Annotated in this window: 2 protein-coding genes; both read left to right on the forward strand. The window is 72.9% G+C overall.

What is annotated here, in order from left to right:
- A partial coding sequence (locus AB0G02_RS39875; protein ID WP_360805625.1) for a hypothetical protein occupies window positions 1-181 on the forward strand: 181 nt, incomplete at its 5' end.
- 22 nt (window positions 182-203) lie between these two features.
- A partial coding sequence (locus AB0G02_RS39880; protein ID WP_360805628.1) for a bifunctional 3-(3-hydroxy-phenyl)propionate/3-hydroxycinnamic acid hydroxylase occupies window positions 204-1473 on the forward strand: 1270 nt, incomplete at its 3' end.

Below are 1473 nucleotides of genomic sequence, written 5' to 3' on the forward strand. Positions count from 1 at the left end.
GCTGCCCCGCGTCCGCGGGCTGGCGAGGAACGACCCGGCCGACCTGGACACCGGCGCACGCCTGGCCGAGGAGCAGGGCGCCGCCCTCGTGCTGGCCCGCTTCCCCGCTGACCCACCAGGCCTGACCGCGGGCTCCCACACCGGTCCCACAAGACCTCCACAGCCCTCCGCTGACATGTGATCCCACACCAGGAGGAGGACCGATGGAGTTCGACGTCGTCGTAGTCGGGTGCGGGCCGGTCGGCGCGCTCACCGCCAACCTGCTCGGCGTCCGGGGCGTGCGCACCCTGGTCGTCGAGCGGGACACCGCACCGCACCGGCAGCCGCGGGCGTTCTCGTGCGACGACGAGGCGTTGCGGATCTACCAGCAGGCCGGGCTGCTGCAGGAGGTCGCCCGGGACACCTACCCGCCGGCGCGGGCCGAGTACGTCAACGCCAGGGGCCGGGCGTTCGCCACCATCGCGCTGGACGAGGTCGACTTCGGCCTGGGCAGCAAGCCCCTGCACTTCTTCGACCAGCCACGCCTCGAAGCGACCCTGCGAGCGGGATTCGACCGGTTCCCGCACGTCACGCTGCGCACCGGCCTGGAGCTGATGAGGCTCACCCAGGAGGAGGACGCCGTGACGGTCGTCCTGCGTGACGTGAGCACCGGCGAGGAGAGCGAGGTGCGCGCGGCGTACGTGCTCGGCTGCGACGGCGCCCGCAGCACCACCAGGGTCGCGGCCGGCATCTCGCTGACCGGAACGTCCTACGCCGAGCCGTGGCTGGCGGTGTCCGGTGACGTGGCGCCCGGCGCGGTGCGGGTGCCGACGACCACGTTCGTGTGCGACTGGCGACGTCCCGCGTTCGTCTCCCCCGGCGCGTTCGACACCTACCGGTTGGAGTTCATGCTGCGGCCGGACGAGGACCCGGCGGAGATGACCCGTCCGGACGTCGTCGCCCGGCTCGTCGCGCCGTACGTCGACCCGGACCGCTTCACCGTCACGCGCGCCGTCGTCTACACGTTCCACCACCTCGTCGCCGAGCGGTGGCGGGACCGGCGGGTGTTCCTGCTCGGTGACGCCGCCCACCAGATGCCGCCGTTCCTGGGGCAGGGCCTGTGCAGCGGGCTGCGCGACGCGGCGAACCTCACCTGGAAGATCGCCCTGGCGCTGAGGTCGGCGCACGCGGACTTCCCGCTGGACGGCTACGAGGCCGAACGGCGGCCGCACACCGAGGAGATGGCCCTCACCAGCGTCCGCCTCGGCCGGGTCTTCCTGGTGCGCAACAGGTTCGCGGCGTTCCTGCGGGACGTGGTGCTGCGCGCCGCGCAGACCGTGCCGCGGGTGCGCCGCATAGTGCGGCACTTCGAGTTCAAGCCGTTGCCCGCGCTGCCGGACGGGCGGGTCATGTTCCCGCAGCCCGAGGTGGTCGTCGACGGCGAGCGACGACTGCTCGACGACGTGCTCGGCCCGGACTTCGCGGTCATCGGAC

Source organism: Actinosynnema sp. NPDC023658, assembly GCF_040639995.1.
Lineage (GTDB): Bacteria > Actinomycetota > Actinomycetes > Mycobacteriales > Pseudonocardiaceae > Actinosynnema.